Here is a 17,735-nt window from a genome sequence, read left to right as displayed (position 1 = left end):
GAAAAATAATGAGGCAGTGCGGGTGCTTGACGGTTTTCCTCAGAGTAGGATACACTGGGAATATAAGAAAGGGGAGTAGTTTGCTACTGCAGTAACCAACAGCCGGTGGTGTAGCGGCGAAAAGCTGTCTGACCCATCTGGTTCTGCAGCTCCGGAAGGAGAAACAAGACCTTTCGTTCAGATATCCTGAGGGGATGATCCCCGGTATACCAGGGTAGAGGAACGGAAGGTCTTTTTTTATGGGTCCAGGGTTTTTGTGAAAAGGGGGAGGTGCTCATGGCACTGATAGTTCTTATAACGACCGTGATTATGTACGCACTTATTATTCTGTACCCCCACAGAAAGGTGTACTTTTCGTTGGGTGCGGCCCTCCTCTTCATAATCCTTTCCATTGTTACTCCCCGGGAAGCACTTTCCCAGATGGTAAACTGGAATGTGCTCATGATTTTCTTGGGCAGTCAATTGATTGCCTCCCTTTTTTTGTATTCCCGGGTTCCCCTCTGGATAGCGGATACCCTCATTGATGTTTCCCCCAATCCAGGTATTGCAATTACCCTGATTCTCCTGATGACCGGTTTTGTCTCCGCCTTTGTGGATAATGTGTCCACCGTTTTGGTAATGGCCCCCATTGCCCTGGTGTTATCGAAACGGCTGAACATGGCACCTACCTATTTTATGGTAGGTCTTGCGGTAATGGCCAACCTGCAGGGAACCGCCACGTTGGTGGGGGATCCCCCCTCTATGATCTTTGCGGACTATGCCCACTATGGGTTTAATGACTTTTTTGTGTACCAGGGGCGACCTTCTATTTTTTTTGCCGTTCAGTTTGGGATGCTCTGTGGAGCCCTTTTTTTATATGCCTACTTTGCGAAAACAAAACATACCCGGATTATGGTAGAAAAGGAACCCATCATTTCTCTGGTTCCCACCATCCTTCTTTTGACCATGATAGGGACATTGGCGATCATTTCTTTTGTCGAACGGGGGCTTTCTCCTGTGGCGGGCTATGCCGTGTTGAGTATCGCCACTCTGGGGCTTCTGTGGTTCCGCTTTGTTCAGAAAAAAACAACCCGGGAAACCTTCGAGGTGCTTAAGAAATTTGACTGGGAGGCTTTTCTCTTTTTAATTGGGATTTTTATCGTGGTAGGCACCATCACCAAGGTGGGATGGGTAGAAAAAATAGGTGCGCTTCTGGCAGGTCTGATAGGTGGAAATGTCATCGTGGGTTTTATGCTCATTATCCTGGTTTCTTTGCTTCTTTCTGGGTTTATCGATAACATCCCCTACATTCTGGTTATGTTACCGGTGGCCGATAGGCTTGCTAAAACCCTTTCTCTGCGACCGGAACTGTACATGTTTGGTCTCCTGATTGGTTCCTGTATGGGGGGAAACATAACCCCCTTTGGAGCCTCGGCCAACGTGGTATCGGTGGGGATCCTTAAACGAGAGGGCATATCCCTTTCGTTCTTTCAGTGGCTTAAGATAGGTCTGCCCTTTACGCTTATTACCACCGGCGGGGCAGCCCTTTTTGTGTGGTTATTTTGGAAATAACGATAGCGAGGGAGAAAAACATGCAGTACCTGGTTTTAGGGATCACCATACTTATGTATGGGTTGATCATTGTTTTTTCGGAGAAGAAGGCCTTTATTGCAATGGCGGCGGCCCTTATCATGATGGCCCTGGGGGTGGTGTCTCCCCAGGAGGCCTTTACGAAAATGGTCAACTGGAACGTCCTCATGATTTTTGTGGGGAGCCTTGTCATTGCGGAACTCTTCATTTATTCCCGGGTTCCCGCCCGCATCGCCGATACCCTCATCGACGCTTCTCCGAATGTGGGGCTTGCCATCGTGGCCATTTTGATGATGACCGGTTTTATTTCTGCCTTTGTAGAAAACGTGGCGACGGTGCTGGTGATGGCACCCATCGCCCTGGCCCTTTCCAAAAAGCTCAACATGACCCCCAAGTATTTTATGATTGGCCTTGCCATCATGGCGAACCTTCAGGGAACGGCGACCCTCGTGGGGGACCCTCCCTCCATGATTTTTGCTGACTATGCCCACTATAGTTTTAATGACTTCTTCTTTTATCAAGGTAAGCCTTCTATTTTCTTTGCTGTCCAGGTGGGAATGATTGTGGGGGCCCTGTACCTTTATTTCTATTTTATAAAGGCGGGGGCTCAGAAAGTAGAAATAGAAAAGGAACCGGTTAAATCGTATGTCCCCACGATCCTGCTGGTGCTGATGATTCTGGGGCTTGCGGCGGCTTCTTTCTTGCATTCCGGCGTTTCGCTGCTCTCCGGGCTTATCGTGGTGGGACTTGCCCTGGTGGGGATTCTGTGGTACCGCCTGGTGTGTAAGGAAAGCCGGGAAACCACCCTGAAGATGATTCGAGAATTGGACTGGGATACGACCCTCTTTTTGATCGGCATTTTTATTGTGGTGGGGGGAGTAACCAAGGTGGGATTGCTGGATACCTTTGCGCGAATCTTGCAGGGCTGGATAGGGGACAACGTGTTGCTGGGCTTCCTTGCTATTGTAGGGGTTTCTACCCTGATTTCTGGTTTTGTGGATAATGTGCCCTACATTGTGGTGATGTTGCCGGTGGCGGCAACCCTGGCGCGGGCGCTTAACCTGCGGCCAGAGCTGTATATGTTTGGCCTTCTTATCGGTTCCTGTTTGGGAGGGAACCTTACCCCCTTTGGGGCCTCAGCGAACGTGGTTTCCGTAGGTATCCTGAAAAAGGAGGGGGTAAAAATGGGCTTCTTCGATTGGCTTTCCGTAGGGCTTCCTTTTACCCTCCTTACCACGGGAGCCACAAGCCTATTTATCTGGCTTGTGTGGAAGTAACATAAAAAGGGTTGTACTACCTTTTTTTGGGGGCTTCGTGGGTGGGGTCCCCTCAAAAATCTATTTTTTAGAAAAGTCCTATCTGTAAATAGCCCCGTTAATGAGGTTCCCTTTAAGAGAGTTTTCTTAATTGTTAATTGTGGCGCCCTGAGAGGGAAAGACCTATAAAAAGATTTTCCTTTAAATAGGGTAGGTCCGTGAAAAATAAACCTCTCTTTTTATGATTGGGAGAACCTGTCCATATTTAGGATTTTTGAAATAGTTTTTACAAATTTTGTTTTTCATACTTGACAGATGGAAATTTGTGCAAAAGAATAGTTTTATACTTCTAAGTAAAGGGAGGTATATATGCAAAAGTCTTCAAGAAAAGTAAAATGTAAAGTGTTTTATCGGGGGGGGGATAACCCTAACCCTGGTTCTTCTGGGGGCCTGTTCCGTTGGAACTGTAGCCAACAAGCCAAGAGAAAGTAACGGTATTACCCACGCACCTGCAATCATTATGCAAGAAAGTGCAAGTGGGGGAATAGAATCTTTTCAAGCAGAAGTAAAAGTATATTCGAGTGTTGATCGTAAGCCATATTCGAACCGCCTTGTTTCTCAATATCGACTAGCAACAAAATTAATTGATGGTGAACTCTACACAAGGATTGATTTTCCCGCTGACACGGAAAACAAGATTGCAGCACGAACCTTTGTAAGTAATGGGAAAGAGCTTATCCTTTTAGATCCCACTACCAACAAGGTACTACATCGTGGTCCTGTACCAACGGAGATGCAAGATGTAGGACGTATGATCAATCAAAAACCAGTTAGCCTTTTTCAGAAGTTAGACATTTCTTCTCTTCGTATGAAATTCAAGGAATTGCAATGTGATGTTCAGAGTGCTGATAACGGAAGATTGTGGGCAATTACCATTTCTTCAAATATTTTATCCCGCTATGCTCTGCCGCAGGGCAAAAGCATCCAGTCATTACGAGTATACCTGGATGAGACAATGGGAACTGTAGCAGGAACTGAAATGGTCACCAGAGAAGAAGATGGTACGGTGCTCACTATAAAGGAAACAAATATTTATACTGAAAAAGATGGTGTTCCTATTTTGATTGGTAAAGTGGAAGAACGGCATATTGATAAACCATACACTATTGATACGAGCGATTCTTCTGTAAAACCCTTGAACACTGAAAGTGCCCCAATTATCTCTGTATCTGAGGCAAACAAGCTTATAGCAGAGGGTCTTGCCATTCCTATGGATGTGGCTATGGAAGGGGATCCTTCTGACCCCGATTACACGGAAACAAACATTACCGTGTATGAATCTATCCAACTCAATACAGTACCGGACATGCTTTTTAAAGTTTTCTAAAGGGGGCCAAACATGAAAGATAAAATTATAGCCTGTATATTATTAATAAGCCTTGGTGGAAATCTTTGTGCGGAAACCGTTAAGGGAATTTTCTTTCCTGGTATCAGAACTGAGTACTCCATTGGTGGTGTACAGAAAAATACGGGTATCCAGGCGATGGAAGAACAATTAAGCGATGCATACCGGGCCTTTGCAAGCCTTGGTTCACAGGTAGTTATTGGTCACAGCCAGGGAGCTTACAAAGCCCTAGGGTATGGGAATTATCTTAAAGAAAAGGGCGAAGGAGATAAGGTAAAAGCCATCATAGCCATTGGTGGTCCCGTACGGGGATTTACTCCCCTTGTGCGTGGCAAAGACGATCTTACACGACGAATCAAAAATTTTTACGATATTTTTGGTAAAGGTGCAGCAAGTATTGTTCCTATTCCGTATCTTAGCTTAGCAGGTCCTGCTATTAGTGACGCGATTTTAAAAGAAAAGGTTTTCGGTGGAAGTGATTCTCGAGCTTTTATTTCACATATGATATCGAGCAATCCTGGGGATAGTTCAATGGTGAGTGATGCGGTACTTGCTGATTTTATGCCCAATAGTACGTATCTAAAAGATCGTATCAGTCCTGGTATTATTCCAGAGCAAGGCCATTGGGCAAAGGTAGAGGTTGGGCGAATCACTGTTCCTGTAATAAAAGTGACAGGCTGGTTCCGCTTTACCATAGAGTGGATAACTATTCCCATATACAAAACCGTGTGGGTGGTGGATAAACCGGCTGAAAAAATACCTCGCTTACCAGATGATGTTCCTGTAGGATTTATCGTAGGAAACCAGAGTAATCCCTTTGATTTAATAGAAAGTGCCTATGGATTTAAACGTGCTGATGCCGAAAAAATATTGGAAATTTTTGCTGGGGTAATGAACATATCTCAAACAATAAATGAAGGGTTAGGAGTAGCTTGTGAGATAGCCGCAATACTATATATTTGGAATATTATAGTATTCTTAGGATATAAGGTTAGCGCGGTAGGATATTATGTAAACGCGGATAATGCGCGGGAAGCGGCGAAGCTGGCTCGCAACTTTCCCCAGCGGTATAACACGGACATTCTGTTAACGAACGAATCGGATGGATTTATTCCCAGCCCTGCCCAGAAATGGAATCCCGACGAATTGTTGTTTAAACCGATTGGTAGTAATGGAACGGAATGGTATATCGTGTACGATGTAAATCATAAGACCGAACTCGAAGATGGACGAATCTGGGGAGAGGGAGGTAACTTTGATAATCCAACGGATAAAGGAAAAGTGGGGGAGTGGCTACGAGAACAAGGATATGAGTTGCCTCAATACCGAAAGTATATGAGCGGTCAGATTGATTAGAGCTTAGCAGCCGGGATGTTTCCCGGCTGCTATAAGGAGGTCTGCGCATGAAAAATATAAAATGTTTGATTGTAGGATGGTTAACTCTTTTTTCAGTACTGTCCTGTCCTTTTGAATACGAAAAAGATGAAAAAAAACAAACCGTATCAGATATGAAATCCTTTGCGAGTGAGATTGTTATACGGGAAAAGAATATTTCTTATGCTGCGATCCATGATTTTTATGTGGAGGGAAATATATTATATATACCAGGCAGTGGTATTACTGCCTACGATCTTGAAGAAAAAAAAGTAAAATGGAGAAATACCGATCCAAATCTATTTAAAGGGAAAAACATTACAAGTGGGGCTTGGCCGTTTCACTTGAGTGGAGAATATATATTCTTATCTGCTTCAAGGGATCCATGGATTGCCGTTGTGAATAAAGAAACGGGGCAGACAGAAAAGCTAGTCTCATTAGGTGATGTGAGGGTATATGGTGAAAATATGTGTTTATATAATGGTAAACTATTTTTTCTCGGCAGAAGAGAAAATCAGGAAGGGACTATTTTAAATGAAGGGGTGTATAATCTAAATTTAACTACTCTTGTAGAAAAAAACGATGAACCAGGTGTATATATTGCCACTCTCGAGTGTATTAAATCAATGCCCCGTGATTCAATTGCTATTACCGGGATTCATGGTGATGGGAAGTATGGGTACTTTGCATGGTATCCAGTAAATTTTCCCCAGTATTCTCAAGATCCAGGGAACCGGTATGGTATTGCCTGTATAGATCTAGAGACAGGGGCAACGGTATGGGAAGATAATCAGTATAATCCGGGGACAGGTGGGAGGATAAAGGCAATAACAGATAAATATGTATTTGCTACGGTAACGGAGGAGGGTACTCCCCGGGGACGAGGAGGGACGGGGGTGTACTACAAGGAGAAACGGGACGGTAGTCAACTGAAAGATGTTTTATGGTACGTCTGGTCGAGTGACACCAATTTTACCTGGGACCAGGAAGGGAAACGAATATATCTTGCCAGTGGTGCTAACACGGAGTCGAACCCGCTGGTAGCGGCTATTATATGTATTGATGCAGAGGAAGGGACGGTTGTCTGGAAACGTTTTCGTTCTGCCCAGGAACCCCAGATAGGGATGCAACCGCAGGTTCGTAATGGGGTATTGTACCAGGTAACAAGCCGTTATCTAGAGTTGTACGATGCCCAAACGGGTACCCCCCTTGGTCGAGATAGAAGTGTATCGGGGGACCCATTGAATATAGGGGATACAGCAGTTTGGAATGATATTCTTATTTTTCAGGGATATGAAGATCTTTTTGGTGTTAAGATGAACTGGAAAATAGAAAATGGTGCTTTGGTAAAGGAGTAATATGAAAAAATGTGGATGAAAAAAATCAATTATTGTTGATAATTGGAATAGCTACCATCATTATTTCCTGCCCGCTGGAGCGTAAAAATATCCAGGTGAGAGCAATTTGCGAGCGCCCCTTAGGGAGCTCGTTAACATTTTCTGTTTTTGTTGAAGGTCCCTATGGGACCTCCCTAGATGCATGCCGGGTTCTCATTAAGACTCCGAGCGGAGCGGTTAGCCTTATCCGGTATAATAGTAATAGGGCTGCTTTGAGGGGAGTTTTCAGAGTCCGGAAAATGGAATCTATCAAGTTCAGGTACTTACCTCTCTTACATCAGAAGAAATTACATTAGATATTCCTTTTTTTGCCTTTCTCAGGGGCCTGCTATTATTAACATCCAAGATGAGGTAGGTAATTCGTACACTCAGAACAAGCCTCCCCTTGTAACGAAAAAGATTTATGTTTCTTGGCAATCGATAGAAGGTGCTACCTTGTATCGATTAACGATTTCTAAGAATGTAAGCACCATATTTTCATGGGTAACTACTGAGACTGGTTGTCTTATTCCAGCGAATACGCTGGAGAAAGGAACCTATAACTGGGTAGTGGAAGCCCAGGCTATTAGCGGGGATCCCCTTTTAAAAGAAAAAAATTATTATAGCTTTTCTTCTGCACAAGGAGCCTCGGTAATATGTCAAGTTTCAGAGTAAAAGCTTTTTATTATTTATTTTTGTTTTCTTTCGTTTCTTGTTCTATCGGGACATATCAAAATATTTTTGACACGGTAGTTATAGAATTTCCCTGTAATGCAGCCTCTTTTGAAGCAGGAGAACTTATTGCTCTGAGAGCTAATAAATATGTAACCTGGATCAGTAACAAGGATAATATTTTAGGTAAAGGTAAAAGTATAACAGTATATCTTACCTCTGGATGCCACGAAATTACCGCTCGAACTGATAATGGTAACTATGCAGCCATCAGTATTTATATTCGGGAACCCCAGTTTGTTCCCGGTTCATGGGTATATTTTCGCCCTAGTGTTGTTCCTACTCGATTATCGTTAGCTGCAGGACATTTTTATCCTGTTAGTGTTACTTCTGAAAATTCAGTATCTGTTGAAACATCGTTTGTCACTGGTTCTTCCAGGAACAAGTCTTTTTCAAATGGTCTAAGCAATGGAGGTTTAGAGACTTCTTTTCCCTTTATTAGAGACGTTCCTTTTGAATTTCCCTCTCAGATCTTACAACAAAATGTAAGCAACTTATCTTTGACTCGTCAGAAGAAAAACTTTTCTCTGAAACCTGTTGTTGGTGATACAGGAACTTTTAGAGTTGCTGATCCTTCTCGGGGAACAGGAGAGCCTGGCTGGGTTGTAAATGCCCGTTGTGCTTTTATCGCTGAAAATGTGTCTCTGTGGATTGACACCGAAACAAATGTGGATGAAACTCTTTTCCAGGATTTTACTGAAAAATTGAACCGTATAGTGATTCCCCGGGTACAGACTATTTGGGGTTACCATTATGATCTGGATAATGATGGTATGTTTACTGTTCTCATGACAAAAAAACTAAATGATCAACAACTTGCAATAGGCTTTTTTAATCCCTGTGATTATTTTCCTTATTCGGATGACCCTGCTTCGAATCAATACAACCCTACTTCAAATATGAAAGATATTCTATATATAGGGGCTATTGCTCCTGATTCAAATAAAAATTATAACCGTTTTGCTCTTCTTGCAACTATTGCTCATGAATATCAACATCTCTGTCGATTTAGCCGTAAAACTTTCTATCGTCTTGTTCACGGAGATCCTAATCCTCCTTTGGAAGACAGCGCTTTTGATGAGGCCATGTCCCATTTAACTGAAAGTCTGGTAGGTTACGGGCTTTCGGGAGGAAATCTTTCATTTGTGCAATACTATTTTCAAAGAACGGATGCTTTTTCTCTTTTGGGGCAGGATGAAAATGGGGCGACTGATAGTGCGGGAAAGCGAGGGATGGGCTCTCTTTTTTTGTATTATCTCTTAGAGAGAAAAGGTGGTATTGAATATGGAACGTCGGGCCCTTCCGAACTTCAAGATAAAGGGGGAATGTCTTTTCTAAAGGGCAGTATAGATTATCCTGCAAGCGGGTGAAAATATCTCGAAGCGGTATTTCAAAAAGATCTATCGGTTCTTCTCACTGAGTTTAGCCAGTACATACAACAATCGTGTGTTGCTCAGCAACCAATTCCAGGCCCTATTGATCCTTTTACCGGCGAACCTTTGGCTATATATCCTTATATGGGAACGATAGTAAGCCCTCACGACTCTTCTCTGAAGGTAAATCTCATAGGGCCTCAATTAGTTCCTCTGAAAAATTATCTTAATTTCCTTGGCTATAGCATTTGTTTTTTTGAAGATATGTCTTTTTTATCTCCAATTACTTTTTCCGCTCAAAAAAGATCTGGAAAAGGTCAGACGGTTTTTTTATTTTATATGACAGAATAAAGTTTTTCTATCCCGTGGAGCCGCCCATTAGGCGAGGCGCGGCTCCACACCACTATCCCGTAGCGGGCTAGCCTTCTTTCCGGCTAAACCGGCGTCGCAGTTCCCCTATTTGTCGCTGGACTTCCTCCGGGGCAGGGCCGCCGGCGGTTCTTCTTCTTTCCACTGAGGCCCGAGGGGAAAGGGCTTCGTAAATATCCTCATTAAAAAGTTCGGACCGTTCCCGAAGCTGCTCCAGGGTGCGCTCCCCAATGTGGCGCTGGCCTGCCGCGATACAGTCCCGAACCACCTGAGCGGCCACTTCGTGGGCCCTGCGGAAGGGGAGCCCCCGGCGTACCAGATACTCCGCCACATCGGTGGCCTCGAGAAAGCCCCCCTGGCAGGAACGGGCCATCCGCTCAGTCCGGAACCGGGCGCTGGCGAGCATCCCCCGGAACATCCTGAGGGATGCCCGAAGGGTATCCAGAGCATCGAAGAGGGCTTCCTTATCTTCCTGGAGGTCCCGGTCGTAGGCATAGGGAAGCCCCTTGAGGAGGGTAAGAAGGGTGACCAGGTCACCCGTGACCCGGCCGCTCTTGCCCCGGATAAGCTCCGCAAAGTCGGGGTTCTTCTTTTGAGGCATGATGGAAGACCCGGTGCTCCATTGTTCAGCCAGTTCGATAAAACCGAATTCCTCGGTGGCCCAGAGTATGATGTCTTCGCAAAAGCGGGAAAGATGTACCATGGTGATGGCACAGCAGGACGTTACTTCCAGAGCAAAGTCCCGGTCTGCCACGGAATCCATCGAATTAATGGTGGGCCTGCGAAACCCCAGGGCCCGGCTTGTGGCTTCCCGGTCAAGGGGAAGGGTAGAACCCGCCAGGGCCCCCGATCCCAGGGGACATTCATCGAGCCGGGCAAGGGCATCGGCAAAGCGCGCCCTATCCCGCTCAAGACCCGCCGCCCAGGCCACGAGGTGATGCGCCAGGGTCACCGGCTGGGCCCGCTGCAGGTGGGTGTAGCCGGGCATCACCGTGGTAAGGTGCTGCTCCGCTACCGAAAGGAGGGTTTCCCCGGTTTGCCGGAGTTCTTCCTGGAGTTCAGGAATATGGTGCTTCAGGTAGAGCCGCACATCCACGGCCACCTGGTCGTTGCGGCTCCGGCCCGCATGAACCATCCGTCCCACATCGCCGAGCCGGGCCGTCAGGACCCCCTCGATAAATGAATGAATATCTTCCACCCCCGTATCGATGACGAGCTTCCCCTCGGTAATATCCGCGGCAATCCGCTTAAGCTCTTCGCCTATTTTCTGGGCCGCCTCTTCAGGGATAATCCCCTGGGCACCCAGCATGGTCACATGGGCAATACTTCCCTCAATGTCTTCCAGAACGAGCCGCTGGTCTACCGTAATGGATGATTCAAAGGCAAAAGCTTCCTCATCGGGGGTGGCAGAAAGCCTGCCGGACCATAGTACCTGTGCCACCGTTTACCCCGCTACGCCGTCGCTTTTGGCTTCGCTGCCATGCCGGGAAATGGAAGCGGCCCCTTTCCCCTGTTCCATAAGCGCCCGGACCAGTACCGGAAGCCCATAGAGGCGGATAAAGCCCTTGGCATCCGCATGGTTGTACAACTCGCCGGTGGTAAAGCTTGCAATACTGGCATTGTACAGAGAATAGGGTGAACGAACCCCCGCGCCAGAGATAGAGCCCTTGTAAAGCTTTACCCGCACCGTGCCGGTTACGGTCCGCTGGGTGCTGTCCACAAAGGCCGAAAGGGCTTCCCGCAGGGGCGTAAACCACAGTCCCCCATAGATGAGTTCGGCCATCTTCTGGGCCACCATTTGTTTAAAGGCATAGGTCTGCCGGTCAAGGCAGAGGTGTTCCAGTTCCTGGTGGGCATAGTACAGGATGGCTCCCCCGGGGGTTTCGTATACACCGCGGCTTTTCATCCCAACCACCCGGTTTTCTACCAGGTCTACGATACCCACGCCGTGGGCGCCACCAATCTTATTCAAAGTTCGGATAAGGGCCACCCCATCCATCCGTTTACCGTTTACCGCGACGGGGATACCCCGTTCGAATTCAATTTCCACGTATTCGGGCTTGTCGGGGGCCTTTTCTGGGGGAACCGTCATCTTGAGCATCCGTTCCAGGTTCGGTTCGTTGGCGGGGTCCTCTAGTTCAAGCCCCTCGTGGGAGATGTGCCAGAGGTTATCGTCCCGGCTATAGGAATCACTTTTTTTCATAGGCACCGGCAGCCCCCGTTGTTCCAGGTACTCGATTTCTTCTTCCCGGCTCTTGATGTTCCAGATGCGCCAGGGGGCGATGATTTCCAGATCCGGCGCAAAGGCCATGATTCCCAGGTCGAAGCGCACCTGATCGTTCCCCTTACCGGTGGCTCCGTGGGCAATGGCCTGGGCCCCTTCTTTGCGGGCATAGTCCACCAGCACCTTGGCGATGAGGGGCCGGGCGGTGGAAGTTCCGAGCAGATACTTATCTTCGTACACCGCCCCGGCCTTAAGGGCGGGCCACACGTACTCTTCCACGTATTCTTTCTTGACATCCGCCACATGACAGGCGGCCGCACCGGTGGCAAGGGCCCGCTGGCGGATGCTTTCCCAATCTGCTTCCTGTCCTACATCCACACAGACCGCGATAATCTCGCAATCATAGTTTTCCTTAAGCCAGGGGATGATAACCGTCGTATCCAGTCCCCCCGAATATGCCAGGACAATCTTCTTTTTCATGATTCACTCCTTCTGTATGGTATCAAGAATATTCCGTATAATGGCTAAGCCCTCTTTTAGTTCCTCGTCGGAAATCACGTAGGGCGGCAGGAGCCGCAGGGTTTTGGGGCCCGCCGTAAGAAGGACCACCCCTTTGTTCAGGGCCTGTTCTAAGACAGGCCAGGCATCCACCGTGAGGTCGATACCAATCATGAGCCCCTTGCCGCGGACCTCGGTAATAACCGGCACATTCCATCCCCGGATGACGGACTGAATAAGGTCCCCCTTTCGCTGAATTTCGGCAAGGAAGGAGGGATTATTCACCGTTTTGAGGACCACCAATCCTGCCGCGGCCGCCAGGGGATTGCCCCCGAAGGTGGTGCCATGGTCTCCCACTCCAAGGACCGTTGCGGTTTTTCTCCCCGCCAGGATTGCTCCTACGGGAACCCCACCGGCAAGTCCCTTGGCGAGGGTGACCACATCGGGGTTAACCCCAAAGGCTTCGCAGGCAAAGAAAGAACCCGTTCTGCCGACGCCGCTCTGGACTTCGTCAAACATGAGGAGCACGTCCTTTTGGGCGCAGAGCTCCGCTACGGCCTGGACGTAGGAGGCTTCCAGGGGACGGATACCACTTTCCCCCTGGATGGGCTCCATGAGCACCCCACAGACCGTATCATCCAGGGCTGCCTGAAAGGCCCTTACGTCGTTGGCAGGCACATAGATAAAGCCTTCGGTAAAGGGGTCAAAGTGCTGGTGGAATTTGTCCTGTCCTGTGGCAGAAAGGGTTGTAATGGTTCGCCCGTGAAAACTTCCCCGCAGGGTGATAATCCGGTGGCGTCCCGGCCCATACTTATCCCGGGAATACTTGCGGGCAATCTTGATGGCCCCCTCGTTCGCCTCGGCGCCGGAATTGCAGAGAAACACCCGTTCCAGAGCGAGGGGACGTCCTGCTTCGCAGAGCATTCTGGCAAAGGCCACGGAGGTATCGCTTAAAAAGTAATTCGATGTGTGGAGAAGCCGCGTCGCCTGTTCCTGGAGTGCCTGGACCAGGGTGGGATGACTGTGGCCAAGGCAGTTTACCGCGATGCCCGAAGAAAAATCGATGTATTCCTTCCCTTCTACATCATAGAGCCGGGCCCCTTTCCCATGGCTAAACACCACGGGAAGCCGATGGTAGGTGTTCATAAAAGAAGTGGCGGCTTCCTGTATGAGGGCCTCCATTGAAGTGGCCTTCCCCTCGCACAGCAGATTTTTGCTTGTTGGCGAGGCCGCGGCGGCCTTGCCTCCTTCGAGGGGCCTGGGAACCTTAAGAGACGCTTCTCTCTGAGTATCCTGTTTCATACCTTATCCCTGCACCACCTGGGTGCCAATGCCTTCGTCGGTAAAGAGTTCTAAGAGGAGCGCATGGGGAATCCGCCCATCGATAATGTGGGCCTTCTGCACACCCCCATCCAGGGCTATCTTACAACAGTCTACCTTGGGTATCATCCCCTTACTAACAATTCCCTGGGAAATAAGCTCGTCCAGTTCACTGCGGGCAATTTCGCTGATCAGCGAATCGGGGTCTTCCACGTTCCGGAGTATCCCTTTTACGTCGGTCATCAGGATGAGTTTCTCTGCCCGCAGGGCCCGCGCCACCTGGGCGGCGGCCGTATCGGCGTTCACGTTAAAACTTTTTCCCCGGTCAGGGCCCTCAATGCCGAAGGCTACCGATGAAACTACCGGAATATAGCCCCGATCAAGGGCGTCGGTAAGGACGGTGGTGTTTACTCCTACCACTTCGCCCACAAGCCCTAAGTCGGCCCCTCCGGCGGTAAATCGCCGGGCCTGGAGCAGGGCCCCATCGAGTCCCGAAAGCCCCAGGGCCTTTCCTCCCGCTTCCTGAATAAGGGCTACCAGGTCCTTGTTCACCTTGCCACAGAGCACCATCTGGACAATATCGATGGTTTCTTCATCGGTATAGCGAAGCCCATTCACAAAGCGACTTTCTTTGCCGATCCGCTTGAGCATGGTTTCAATTTCTGGACCCCCTCCGTGGACAAGGACCGTGCGGATCCCGACGCAGGAAAGGAGCACCAGGTCTTGAATCACCGCTTTTTTCAGATCCTCATTAATCATGGCGTTACCGCCATACTTAACCACCACCGTTTTCCCCATGAATCGCTGAATATAGGGAAGGGCCTGGATCAGCACCCGGGACCGATCTTCATTGGTGATAACATGTTCTTTCATTCTCCTAACCTCTCTTTCTCTTCTGTTGCTATTTGTTCGTTTTTTATTCCCTTCATGACAATCGGATATATCTTGCAGGAACCGGCTCTCCTAGGAACGGTAATCACCGTTGATTTTAACGTACTCGTAGGTTAGATCACAGCCCCAGCAGGTAGCGGCATGTCCCCTCTGACCGGCTCCGCCCTTTGTATCACGGGGGGTGTCAGTGCTGGTGGAAGCTTTATGTCCCAGATCGATCAGAATCTGGACCTCTTCCTGAGAAAGGATGTGTTTAGCCTTTTCTTCTGAAAAGGGGATTGCTGCCCCCCCCTCGCATACAAGGATTTCTTCGTTTCCACTTCCACTGGCAAAACGCACCCGTACAAAACTGGGATCGAAGGGAACCCCCGAATAACCCATGGCGCAGAGGATCCGTCCCCAGTTGGCATCGGCCCCAAACATGGCGGCCTTGACAAGACTTGAGGAAATAACCGCCCTGGCGAGGGCTGCCGCATCCTCTTCGTGCTCCGCCCCTGAAACGGTGCAGGTGACGAGCTTGGTGGCTCCCTCTCCATCCCGGGCTATCATGCGGGCCAGGGTGATACAAACCTCTTCGAGGGCTGTGGCAAAGAGTTGAAAATCCGGTCCATCGGTATCGATAGGCCGGTTCCCGGCCTTTCCATTGGCCAGCACCAGCACCGTATCGTTAGTACTCGTGTCTCCATCGACAGAGACCCGATTAAAAGAGCGGCTTACCGCCTGTCGCAGGGCCACCTCAAGAAGGGAGGGGGCAATCGCTGCGTCGGTGGTGATAAAGCAGAGCATGGTGGCCATGTTGGGGTGAATCATACCAGCCCCCTTTGCCATGGCGCCAATCCGCACGGGGACTCCACTGAGCATTAATTCGATGGCCACCTCTTTTTTTCGGGTGTCGGTGGTCATGATGGCTTCCAGGGCGGCGGCGTGGCCCGCTTCGTCGTTCCGTAGGTTCTGAACGAGCTCGGTGATGTGGGCTTCTACCCGTTCGATGGGGAGGGGCACGCCGATAACCCCGGTGGATGCGACAGCCACAAGGTGCTCTTCCAGGTTGAGGGCTTTGGCGGCGGCGGCGGCCATCCGGCGGGCTGCCGCAAGACCCGCTTCGCCCGTACAGGCATTGGCGTTTCCGGAATTACAGATTATCGCCTGGCAGCGCCCTGAACGCAGGTGTTCCCGGGTAATCTGAATGCTGGCCGCCTCGACCCGATTGGTGGTATACATGGCCGCCGCCGCCGCCGGCACGGAAGAGACGATGAGCGCCAGATCCCGTTTATCGTTCTTTTTACGGATACCACACCAAATACCGCCGGCGGAAAAACCCCGCGGTGCACAGACACCGCCCGTAACTTGTTGCATAATAACACTCCTTGAAAAGATAAAAGGTGGGATTCCAGGGCGCCGCCTGGTACATACATTAGGAGGGTCTACGGAGACGAAGATGTTTGTAATACATGGTATAAATATGCATATTTTTGCAGTATCTGTCAAGGGAAGAAGGGAATGCTTGGAGATTTTATAGATTCTAGAGATTTTATATTTTTTTATGAGAAAATTATTTATATTCTAAAATATATCTAAAAAACGGGGGGTAAGTGCTCTTGACGAATCATAAAAAGTAGCATATTTATACAGTAATAGTTTAAAAACCGCTTTAGCAAAGCCGGAGCGATACATGAAAAGGGGAAACCGCGAGGGTTTCCTGTTGCCCTAGGGGGCAGATTCTGCGGGGCTTTTTTAGGGAAGCGGTAAAAACAAAAGTAAGGGCTAAAAACAAAAAGAAGGGGGCGTCATGACAGAAAGATTAGTACAAGAAGTGGAGGATCCTCTCAGAAAAGCTCCAGAGGAAGAGGCGGATTACCTCAGTGGTAAAATCTACTGCGCCAATTGTATCCATTGCAAAGTGGTGCCTACGAGTCCCGATGGGGATGAGCGCTACTTTTTGCGGGTCCGGTGTGCGGCGGGGAAGTGGCGTAAGCGGCTCGGCGAGGAAAAGGTCTACAAGTACTGCACGGTGGTGCGTCGTCACCTGGATTTCTGCGATGCCTATGAGCCCATGGGAGATCCGCGGGAATTTATTCGGGAACTAAAGAAAAGTTTGCCCGTCCGGGACGAATTGTACGTCAAAGAGGAATAAGGGAAAAGCCTCATCCCGATATCGTGAATGTATGCATAGTAAAGAGGGAAAGGCCTGGTAGGGCGGGTCCCCCGAGTCGGTCGGCCATGAAGGGGCTATGAGTATGGCTGTCTGCATTGGGCCCAGGGGATGGTTTTGCTATTGGTTCATTAATAACAAGAAGAAGGAACGGCGGGCAGAACATTCCCTTGTTTTTGAGGGGCATGCCCTTGTGCAATCAGGGAAACTGTGCTATATCCATGTCATGACAATGATGAAAAGGTTCTATAAAAGCCTATGGGTAGCCCTCATGCTGGGGGTCCTTTCCTGTGCTTCAACCCCGCCGGTGATTGAGGAAGGCCTTTCCCCAATGGAACTTACCCAACGGGCTCAAGAGGCGATGGATCGCTATGACTATACTACTGCTATCCGTTATTACGAAGCTATGCTTGAACGTTTTCCGGCTAACCGATCGGTGTGGTGTGAAGCTACGTATGGGATAGCCTTTATTCAATATAAGCAAAAGAAATACGACGCATCGGCTCAGCGATTCCGGGAACTCCTTAAGGCCTACGAAGGCCCCGATGGAGATTTACTCCCCCAACAGTATCGAGTGCTGGGAGAAAAGGTACTGGGTCGGATAGAACTGCAGAAGGTTAAATAAAGGGTAGTTGGTTTTGAATAGAGACCTTTTTAATTAATCGTTTTCGCTAATCAGAGACGTAAATTCTGAGGTTTCCTTTTCCTTCCTCTCGTATCTCTCCTTAAAAAGGGGGAGATACTGCGTCTGTAGTTAGGATCTAAGAGATCTATATTGGATTTGCTTATACCTGTTCCCCACGTTTTTTATGTTATATGGTAAATGCTTTTCCCAAATAAGAAAATGCAGATTGTTTTTGCAGGGATAGGCTTTACTAAGACCACAAAATAAAAAATCTTGTTTCACTTGACAGATTCTTTGGGTCAAACTAAAATTAAATCAAAACTTAGAAAAAGTTAGGAGGTTGAAGATGAAAAAAGGTCTTGTCTTGTCTTGTCTTGTCTTGTCTTGTCTTGTCTTGTCTTGTCTTGTCTTGGTTCATGTAGTCAACAAATAGTTTTAATGCAAAGTTCTAGTACTACAGATTCATTAGCAAACCGTATGCGATCGTTACAGGTGTATGGTTATTTCCCGTCTGTTAATAAAAAGGCACGGAGTATATCGGTAGACGCTGTTCCAGAAGAAATTGATAGTT

Annotated in this window: 14 protein-coding genes; 9 read left to right on the top strand and 5 right to left on the bottom strand. The window is 48.4% G+C overall.

The window, feature by feature from the left end; genetic code table 11:
• Nucleotides 1-276: 276 nt before the first annotated feature.
• The 7 genes from C5O22_RS05945 to C5O22_RS05915 all read left to right on the top strand — a co-directional run bounded on the left by C5O22_RS05945 (nt 277) and on the right by C5O22_RS05915 (nt 9,082).
• Nucleotides 277-1,551, top strand: coding sequence for an ArsB/NhaD family transporter (locus C5O22_RS05945; protein ID WP_132780286.1), 1,275 nt, complete (start codon nt 277-279; stop codon nt 1,549-1,551).
• Nucleotides 1,552-1,571: 20 nt separating this feature from the next.
• Complete coding sequence (locus C5O22_RS05940) at nt 1,572-2,846, top strand: ArsB/NhaD family transporter (protein ID WP_132780285.1); 1,275 nt, start codon at nt 1,572-1,574, stop codon at nt 2,844-2,846.
• 499 nt (nt 2,847-3,345) lie between these two features.
• A complete protein-coding gene (locus tag C5O22_RS05935; RefSeq protein ID WP_132780284.1) occupies nt 3,346-4,212 on the top strand; it encodes a hypothetical protein in 867 nt (288 codons plus the stop codon).
• A gap of 12 nt (nt 4,213-4,224) precedes the next feature.
• Entirely contained in the window at nt 4,225-5,586 is a 1,362-nt protein-coding gene (locus C5O22_RS05930; RefSeq protein WP_132780283.1) for a hypothetical protein, read from the top strand.
• A gap of 644 nt (nt 5,587-6,230) precedes the next feature.
• Complete coding sequence (locus C5O22_RS13595; RefSeq protein ID WP_207895350.1) at nt 6,231-6,962, top strand: outer membrane protein assembly factor BamB family protein; 732 nt, start codon at nt 6,231-6,233, stop codon at nt 6,960-6,962.
• A gap of 474 nt (nt 6,963-7,436) precedes the next feature.
• On the top strand, nt 7,437-7,655 hold the full coding sequence (locus tag C5O22_RS05920; RefSeq protein WP_132780281.1) for a hypothetical protein: 219 nt from the start codon (nt 7,437-7,439) through the stop codon (nt 7,653-7,655).
• Nucleotides 7,637-9,082 carry a hypothetical protein gene (locus C5O22_RS05915; RefSeq protein ID WP_132780280.1) on the top strand — a complete coding sequence of 482 codons (1,446 nt, stop codon included), beginning with the start codon at nt 7,637-7,639 and terminating at the stop codon, nt 9,080-9,082. Before C5O22_RS05920 ends, C5O22_RS05915 begins: the two co-directional genes overlap by 19 nt.
• Before the next feature lie 421 nt (nt 9,083-9,503).
• Here the strand turns inward: C5O22_RS05915 and argH are convergent, their stop codons facing one another.
• The 5 genes from argH to argJ form a co-directional block, all read right to left on the bottom strand.
• The gene (argH, locus tag C5O22_RS05910; RefSeq protein WP_132780279.1) at nt 9,504-10,895 is read right to left on the bottom strand and encodes an argininosuccinate lyase; all 1,392 of its coding nucleotides are present in this window, start codon (nt 10,893-10,895) and stop codon (nt 9,504-9,506) included.
• 3 nt (nt 10,896-10,898) lie between these two features.
• Nucleotides 10,899-12,158 carry an argininosuccinate synthase gene (locus tag C5O22_RS05905; RefSeq protein ID WP_132780278.1) on the bottom strand — a complete coding sequence of 420 codons (1,260 nt, stop codon included), beginning with the start codon at nt 12,156-12,158 and terminating at the stop codon, nt 10,899-10,901.
• Between the two features lie 3 nt (nt 12,159-12,161).
• Complete coding sequence (locus C5O22_RS05900; RefSeq protein WP_243692880.1) at nt 12,162-13,478, bottom strand: aspartate aminotransferase family protein; 1,317 nt, start codon at nt 13,476-13,478, stop codon at nt 12,162-12,164.
• A gap of 3 nt (nt 13,479-13,481) precedes the next feature.
• Nucleotides 13,482-14,369, bottom strand: a complete 888-nt coding sequence (gene argB / locus C5O22_RS05895; RefSeq protein ID WP_132780277.1) for an acetylglutamate kinase — start codon at nt 14,367-14,369, stop codon at nt 13,482-13,484.
• A 90-nt stretch (nt 14,370-14,459) separates the two neighbouring features.
• Complete coding sequence (gene argJ / locus C5O22_RS05890; protein ID WP_132780276.1) at nt 14,460-15,743, bottom strand: bifunctional glutamate N-acetyltransferase/amino-acid acetyltransferase ArgJ; 1,284 nt, start codon at nt 15,741-15,743, stop codon at nt 14,460-14,462.
• A 433-nt stretch (nt 15,744-16,176) separates the two neighbouring features.
• Between argJ and C5O22_RS05885 the strand changes: the two genes are divergently transcribed.
• Both C5O22_RS05885 and C5O22_RS05880 read left to right on the top strand, forming a co-directional pair.
• Nucleotides 16,177-16,521 carry a hypothetical protein gene (locus C5O22_RS05885; protein ID WP_243692879.1) on the top strand — a complete coding sequence of 115 codons (345 nt, stop codon included), beginning with the start codon at nt 16,177-16,179 and terminating at the stop codon, nt 16,519-16,521.
• A gap of 103 nt (nt 16,522-16,624) precedes the next feature.
• Nucleotides 16,625-17,164, top strand: a complete 540-nt coding sequence (locus C5O22_RS05880) for an outer membrane protein assembly factor BamD (RefSeq protein ID WP_132780275.1) — start codon at nt 16,625-16,627, stop codon at nt 17,162-17,164.
• The last annotated feature ends 571 nt before the right edge of the window (nt 17,165-17,735 follow it).

Origin of the sequence: Treponema sp. J25, from assembly GCF_004343725.1 — a bacterium.
Taxonomy (GTDB): domain Bacteria; phylum Spirochaetota; class Spirochaetia; order Treponematales; family Breznakiellaceae; genus J25.
Note: the sequence above shows the minus strand (reverse complement) of the source record. Positions and strands in the feature narration are given on the sequence as shown.

Bases quoted from the DNA above. Each gene is read 5' to 3' on its own strand.
- C5O22_RS05945 (WP_132780286.1), top strand. From the start codon at position 277: ATGGCACTGATAGTTCTTATAACGACCGTGATTATGTACGCACTTATT.
- C5O22_RS05940 (WP_132780285.1), top strand. From the start codon at position 1,572: ATGCAGTACCTGGTTTTAGGGATCACCATACTTATGTATGGGTTGATC.
- C5O22_RS05935 (WP_132780284.1), top strand. From the start codon at position 3,346: ATGCAAGAAAGTGCAAGTGGGGGAATAGAATCTTTTCAAGCAGAAGTA.
- C5O22_RS05930 (WP_132780283.1), top strand. From the start codon at position 4,225: ATGAAAGATAAAATTATAGCCTGTATATTATTAATAAGCCTTGGTGGA.
- C5O22_RS13595 (WP_207895350.1), top strand. From the start codon at position 6,231: ATGCCCCGTGATTCAATTGCTATTACCGGGATTCATGGTGATGGGAAG.
- C5O22_RS05915 (WP_132780280.1), top strand. From the start codon at position 7,637: ATGTCAAGTTTCAGAGTAAAAGCTTTTTATTATTTATTTTTGTTTTCT.
- C5O22_RS05905 (WP_132780278.1), bottom strand. From the start codon at position 12,158: ATGAAAAAGAAGATTGTCCTGGCATATTCGGGGGGACTGGATACGACG.
- C5O22_RS05900 (WP_243692880.1), bottom strand. From the start codon at position 13,478: ATGAAACAGGATACTCAGAGAGAAGCGTCTCTTAAGGTTCCCAGGCCC.
- argB (WP_132780277.1), bottom strand. From the start codon at position 14,369: ATGAAAGAACATGTTATCACCAATGAAGATCGGTCCCGGGTGCTGATC.
- argJ (WP_132780276.1), bottom strand. From the start codon at position 15,743: ATGCAACAAGTTACGGGCGGTGTCTGTGCACCGCGGGGTTTTTCCGCC.
- C5O22_RS05885 (WP_243692879.1), top strand. From the start codon at position 16,177: ATGACAGAAAGATTAGTACAAGAAGTGGAGGATCCTCTCAGAAAAGCT.
- C5O22_RS05880 (WP_132780275.1), top strand. From the start codon at position 16,625: ATGGCTGTCTGCATTGGGCCCAGGGGATGGTTTTGCTATTGGTTCATT.